This is a genomic window from Serratia sp. N21D137 (genome assembly GCF_047530005.1).
Taxonomy (GTDB): domain Bacteria; phylum Pseudomonadota; class Gammaproteobacteria; order Enterobacterales; family Enterobacteriaceae; genus Chania; species Chania fonticola_B.
Genome location: NZ_JBLJAJ010000068.1, coordinates 1 through 6,100 on the forward strand (window position 1 = coordinate 1; position 6,100 = coordinate 6,100).

General features: G+C 42.7%; 3 protein-coding genes and 2 pseudogenes. All 5 read left to right on the forward strand.

The window, feature by feature from the left end; all coding sequences use genetic code 11:
• Window positions 1-322 precede the first annotated feature (322 nt).
• Window positions 323-916 (forward strand): annotated as a pseudogene (locus ACMV5H_RS24850) (DDE-type integrase/transposase/recombinase); the annotation flags it as partial.
• 141 nt (window positions 917-1,057) lie between these two features.
• A pseudogene (locus ACMV5H_RS24855) lies at window positions 1,058-1,721 on the forward strand (integrase core domain-containing protein); the annotation flags it as partial.
• A 46-nt stretch (window positions 1,722-1,767) separates the two neighbouring features.
• Window positions 1,768-4,314 carry an inverse autotransporter beta domain-containing protein gene (locus tag ACMV5H_RS24860; RefSeq protein WP_414822727.1) on the forward strand — a complete coding sequence of 849 codons (2,547 nt, stop codon included), beginning with the start codon at window positions 1,768-1,770 and terminating at the stop codon, window positions 4,312-4,314.
• 74 nt (window positions 4,315-4,388) lie between these two features.
• Complete coding sequence (locus ACMV5H_RS24865; protein WP_414822728.1) at window positions 4,389-5,138, forward strand: ZirU family protein; 750 nt, start codon at window positions 4,389-4,391, stop codon at window positions 5,136-5,138.
• 95 nt (window positions 5,139-5,233) lie between these two features.
• Entirely contained in the window at window positions 5,234-6,031 is a 798-nt protein-coding gene (locus tag ACMV5H_RS24870) for a hypothetical protein (protein WP_414822729.1), read from the forward strand.
• Window positions 6,032-6,100: the final 69 nt, after the last annotated feature.

Below are 6,100 nucleotides of genomic sequence, written 5' to 3' on the forward strand. Positions count from 1 at the left end.
GGGAAAGCGCGAAATACGAAACTGCACACCAGTGGGACCGACAACGCTGAATCCAGAAAGAGAGCCGACTAAAGAAAAACAGGCCGCTTAAAACGGTCAATGGTGACAACTAGCTTGAAAAACGCCGTTAATGAGCTAATCCTATAGCAAAGGAAAAAACGTATAGTGTTAGATTTTTGGTGATAAGTAATTGTCTTAAGTTTTTTGAAATCATTCCAGAATGTTAGATCCAATGATATAAGATAGTAATTCACCATTTGGATTTTCCGCCTTATCCAACATGTTGTTTCCTTGAAGTTCTCATACCAGAAAGGACATCAGCATGCTGAGCAGAGAGGACTTTTACATGATAAAGCAAATGTGCAAGCAAGGTGTATACATTGTCGACATTGCGACTCAGGTAGGATGCTCTGAGCGCACCGTCAGGCGTTACCTTAAATACCCTGAACTACCGGCCAGAAATACGCGCCACAAAATAGCCAAACTGAAGCCGTTCATGAACTATATCGACACGTGTCTGGCAGAGAATGTCTGGAATACCGAGGTCATCCTCGCAGAAATAAAAGCAATGGTTACACTGGTGGGCACTCTATGCTTCGTTATTACATCCAACCCAAACGCCAAATGCGACCGTCAAAGAAAGCCGTTCGCTTTGAAACTTAGCCCGGTTACAAGCTTCAGCATGACTGGGGCCAAGTTGAGGTAGAGGTCGCCGGTCAGTGGCAACGTTAACTTCGCAGTTAATACACTGGTGTTCTCCCATCGCTTCCATGTCTTTGCTGTGCCAAAGCAGGATGTATAACATACCTATGAGTCACTGGTCCGTGCCTTCTGTTACTTCGGCGGCAGGGTCTAATCTGTGCTGGTTGATAACCAGGTGGCGCGGCCCCAAGAAACATCAGATAGTAGATGTATCTTAAAATAAGAGATAGGCTTAAACATATGTATAATACTGGTTCTAATTTTGAGATGACCGGAATATTGTTGGGGCAGGAGCTCCGCAAGCGTAATACGCTACAGGAAAAGATCGGCATTATACAACAGTCTATGGAGCCTGATATGGGGGATCATGCGCAAACAACTGCGCGATGAAGGACAGACCCGGTAAATACCAAACGTGTTTACCGGGTGATTAACAAGTATAATCTGTTGTTGTTGCATGACAAACTGCAGCGGACTCAGTGTGAGCATAACGGTAAAATCTCTATACCGGAGAACAACCAGCACTTGTGCTCAGATGGCTTCGAGTTTGGTTGTGACGACGGAGGAAAATTGCAGGTGACGTTCGCGCTGGACTGCTGCGACAGAGAAGCCATAGGCTGTGCAGCAAGCACTGGCGCTTATGACAGAGTAACCGTGCAGGACGTGATGCTGAGATCGGCGGAAAAGTGCTTCGGAGCCAGGCTCCTGGACAAGCCGGTGCAGTAGCTGACGGACAAAGGTTCGGCGTATACATTGTATGATACGTGCAAGTTCGCCAGGGAGCTGAATCTGGAAGCCCGAACAACAGCAGTGAGCAGTCCACAAAGTAACGGTATGGCTGAACGGTTCGTGAAAACGATGAAGGAGGACTACATCGCGTTCATGCCAAAACCCAATGTGCGAACGGTGCTGCAGAACCTGGCAGTGCCGTTCAACATTACAATGAAGATCATCCACACAGTGCGTTGGGATACCGTTCCCTGAGGGAATACCGGCGCCTGCGGGCATCGTTAACTTAAGATACAAAAGCTGTCTGGAGATGGTGGGTCAAGATCACTTAGGCCTGTGTCCACCTTACGTGGGTGGGAACAATTTAGAAATTTTAATACACTGTACATCTGTTTTTTTTATGCTACCCTTCATAGGAAAGCAACTAAACTAACTTTAGTTTTAGGTTTTTATATGTCAACTAATTATAGTTCTGCTATCTTGCTACCTTCTTTATTGAAACTCACTATACTCTTTAGTTCGGTGATGTATACGTTCGCAATAGCATCAACTGTTCCTATAAACGATAATGTTGCTGCTGTCAGCATATCTAACAATGAGCCTTATACACTTAAGAAAGGTGAGTCTGTTTATACAGTTGCAAAAAAAAATGGTATAAGTGTTACCACACTGAGAAAAATCAATCAGTTTCGCAGTTTTAGTAAGCCTTTTTTAAAGTTGACTACAGGTGATGAGCTTGATGTACCGATAAATCCAGCTGCTATCCGCTCAGTTGCACCTACAGGGGATAAGTCTAAAGACCAGACACTTCGTAAAACGGCCAATGCAACCGTCTATTTGGCTGATGTTATTGCTGCAGACAATTCTTCTTTTGCAGCAGCATCAGCAGCAAAAGGTTATGTGCAGGGGCAAGTCAATAAGTCTGTGGAATCATTAATGAGCCCATTTGGTACTACGCGTGTTCAGTTAAACATGAACGACCCTGGCCGTTTTGATGGTAGTGCCTTAGATATTTTGATCCCTCTTCATGATGTTAATGATACGCTAATGTTTACCCAACTTGGCGTACGAAATAAAGACGGGCGTACAACGTTGAATGCTGGTTTAGGCGGTCGTATAGACTATAATAACTGGCTGCTAGGCCTAAATGGTTTTTATGACAAAGATATAAGTGGAAAAAATAGCCGTATAGGGGTAGGAGCTGAAGCATTTCGTGATTATATGAAATTATCGGCAAATACCTACTTAGGTTTGAGTGGTTGGCATCAGTCTCGAGATTTTTCTGATTATAACGAACGTCCTGCAAACGGTTATGATGTTCGTGCTGAAACCTTTTTACCTTTCTATCCAAGTTTGGGGGGAAAGCTAATGTTTGAACGCTACAAAGGTAATGATGTTGCCCTTCTTGGTAAAAATGAACGCCAGAAAAACCCTTATGCTTTTACTATGGGTGTAAACTATACCCCTTTTCCACTGCTTACCTTAGGGACGGAGAATAAAAAAGGGAAAAGTAGTAAAGGTAATACTCAGTTTACATTAGGACTTAACTATCGCCTTGGTGAATCTCTGGACAAACAACTCTCTCAAGAAGCAGTTGCTGCAACGAAAAAATTGTCAGGTAGCCGCCTTGGTTTGGTTGACCGAAACAATGAAGTTGTTCTTGACTACCAAAAACAAACACTCTTGCGACTGACTCTACCTACTAAAATAGGGACTGCAGATAGTAGCGATCTGTTGATTGCCAATGTGAGCAGCAAATACCCACTGGAGCGTATTGAGTGGGACACCACTAATTTATTAGCAGCTGGAGGGACAGCCGAAATATCCTCGGTTGAAAAGACTCAACTGCATTTTACTTACCCTGTCTACCGTAATGTGCAGTCTCTGTCAGCTAATACCTATACCGTCCTCGCAACTGCGTGGGATGTCAAGGGTAATGCCTCTGCACCTGTCAGTACGACGATTATATCAACTCCTAGAGGTATTGTATTACAGCACGTTGTTGAGAAGAACAATGTGCTTGCAAATGGGCAAGATGCAGCCAAAGTGACAGTAACTTTAACTGATAATCATGGAAAACCTCTTGTCGGTGAGGAGCTATTATTCAGTGCACCAGTTGGTTCAGTATTAAGTGAGAATAAAGGGCAAAGTGAAGTAATGGTTTCAGAACGAGTTATTACACCGGAAAATGTCGAAAAAGTCATGTTGAAAGTGAAAACTAATAGTAATGGACAAGGGCAGGTAAATATAACTCGATTACAGTCTGGGGATATTTCCTTGTTTGTACAGTTTATCCAGGGCTCGGTCACGGAAAGTCTTGATATCCCATTGAGTTTTAAGCAAACACTGCAGATAGCTGATTTTAGTGTATTGGAAGATGGCGGTATAGCTAATGGTATCAGCATCAATAAAGTAAAATTATTGGTCTCTGATGCTGAAGAAAAACCTATTCATGGAGTTACAGTTACCTTTAGTGCTACTAATAATGCAGTTATTGCCGATAGTGCTATAACTAATATCCAAGGCGAGATTATCCTGCCGCTGACCAGCTTTAGCCCCGGAGAGAGCATTGTCACAGCTACTTTGCATGATAACAGTAAGCAGGTTGGTGTTTTTTTTGTCAGTGCAAGTCCGGTTGTTTTGATAATTAAGCGTAATGATAACGTGTTAACAGGAGCACCGTTGGTAGGTGATGAACTGACAGTCAAATCTGAATGTATAAATATCAGTACAAATGAGTCCTGTCCTGACTCAAACTATCAATGGGAGGTTGAAACTAGTCCATACTCTGGAATATATACTGCCATTCCTGGTGCGTCTGGAAGTACCTACACAGTCACTCGAGAAATGCAAAGACGTAAGTTAAGGGTTACTATGCCCTGACTTCATTTTGTTTTTACTTTTAAGCATACTCTTTGGTGTCATGATTATCACGAATTGTCATAGGAATTAACAAAATGAAAGTTAAGTTTAGATTTAAGAAACATACTCTGGCTTCTGTGGTTACAGGAGTGTTGCTAGGTGCTGCTGCAATTTCACCAGCACTTGCCTATTTATCAGTAGAAACGAGTGCTGTCAAAGGTCAAGCACCAACAGTAACGCAGGGTAAAATATTGTATAAAGATATAAATAGTAATAGTGTAATTGATGGTGGAGACGAATTAACTGCTAACTTAAGCCAACCGGATGGGGATGCTTTTGAGTTTAACGATGTGGATAATGATCCACCACTTACTGATCCTGCAAGAAATATAATAGCTGGATTATCTTTCCAATGGATGCGTGATGGTGTTTCTATTGTTGGGGCAACTAACGATAGCTATACGCTTGATGTTAATGATATCGGAAAAACCATCACTGTTGAGGTGAAACCACATACTGATCCTATAAATACAGACCCTTATGATGGTATTGCAGTGGTATCTAGCAACTCAATTTCAACCGCAACTTCAGGGACAGTTACCAGTGTAGCGATTACAGGTAACCCTTTGGTTGGCAGTGAATTAACTGCTGATGTAACCTGTGCGGGTGGCACATGTACTCCAGCGAATCTTACATATCAGTGGATGATTGAGGGGCGTGACGCTGTTACTGGAGATGGTAATGGTATTTATGCTAATATTGATGGTGAAAACAAGTCGACATATATGGTTACAAAAGATAATCAAAAACTAAAAGTTAAGGTGGATGTTACCAATAAACCTTAATTTAATTGTTTTAGTTAATTGCGAGTAGGGGGAAGATATCCCCTACTGATTATAAAACTGCATTAAATTTAGTGCATGATATTAAAGGTATTTAAATGAATTGTTGCTATTGCAAGTGGTTAAGGTGGCTATCTGGCTATATGCTAATAATTTTGGCTCCACTTGCAATGGCTACAGTTTCAGGACCTACTACTGAAGTTTATGGGCGTGCTCCAACTGTTACCCCCCCCCCACTATTGGATAACCTTATGCCACGGGAGGGTGATTTTGTAAGCATTCAACCTAACACTGGAGTCTTCTCAGATGCTGATGGGGATGCTGAATTCAATATAGGTTATCAGTGGAAACTTAATGACATAAACATTTCTGTAAATGGTACAAGTAGCAGTTATAAGCTGGTAGCTGGTGATGGTAATGGTAATAAATTAACAGTATGTATTATCCCAAGGACTGACCCTAAATACACAGTTCCGTTTGAAGGTCATGAAACTTGTGCAGTAGCGGTTGCTACACAAGGTAGTGCCCCGGTGGCGAGTAATGTAACTATAACGGGACTGACACAGCAAGGTGCAACACTGACGGGTAGCTATACTTATTCAGATGCAGACGGTGACCTGGAAGATAAGACTGCGGCTACGGGGACCAAATACCAGTGGTACCATAATAACACAAATACGCCTATATCAGGTGCGACCAATATGACCTATGAAGTGCAGGCTTCTGATATAGGGAAAAAGCTGATATTTGGCGTGACTCCAAAGGCCAAGACTGGGGTTAATCTGACAGGCGGCCAGGCAGTATCAGTAGCTACAGCAACAGTGACAAGCGGTGCGGCCCCGGTGGCGAGTAATGTAACTATAACGGGACTGACACAGCTAAAGGTGCAACACTGACGGGTAGCTATACTTATTCAGATGCAGACGGTGACCTGGAAGATAAGACTGCGGCTACGGGGACCAAAT

Coding starts and splice junctions, on each gene's coding strand:
- ACMV5H_RS24870 (WP_414822729.1), top strand. CDS start 5,234: ATGAATTGTTGCTATTGCAAGTGGTTAAGGTGGCTATCTGGCTATATG.
- ACMV5H_RS24865 (WP_414822728.1), top strand. CDS start 4,389: ATGAAAGTTAAGTTTAGATTTAAGAAACATACTCTGGCTTCTGTGGTT.